The 302-nt window shown below is 45.0% G+C and carries 1 protein-coding gene; it reads right to left on the bottom strand.

Translation table 11 applies throughout. The features are described 5' to 3' along the window. A partial coding sequence (locus tag SB773_RS30965) for an ABC transporter transmembrane domain-containing protein (protein WP_410594079.1) occupies positions 1 to 300 on the bottom strand: 300 nt, incomplete at its 3' end. Positions 301 to 302: the final 2 nt, after the last annotated feature.

Here is a 302-nt window from a genome sequence, read left to right as displayed (position 1 = left end):
CACCACGGACAAGGCGCTTTCAATCGCCGGTAAATCAACGGTGAAATGCGAGACCAGTTCCCCTGACCGCTTTTTTTGAAAATACCCAACATGTATGTGCTGCAGGTGTTCGAATAAGCGCTTTCGCAAATCTGTTTGGACCTTCGTGATTATTTTGGCGAGGGCTACATCACTAACTAGTCCGGAGGAAATACAAATTACTGCGCAGATTCCAAACACAGTCAAGAAAAGGTAAAAGTATTGGAAATCTCGAGGTTCGATTGCGTTGTCGATAATGTACTTAAAGCTAAGGGGCGCCAAAG

The organism is Bacillus sp. SIMBA_074 (assembly GCF_046534555.1).
GTDB lineage: Bacteria > Bacillota > Bacilli > Bacillales > Bacillaceae_G > Bacillus_A > Bacillus_A mycoides.
The sequence above is the reverse complement of the archived record's forward strand: the minus strand, read 5'-3'. Positions and strand labels throughout refer to the sequence as shown.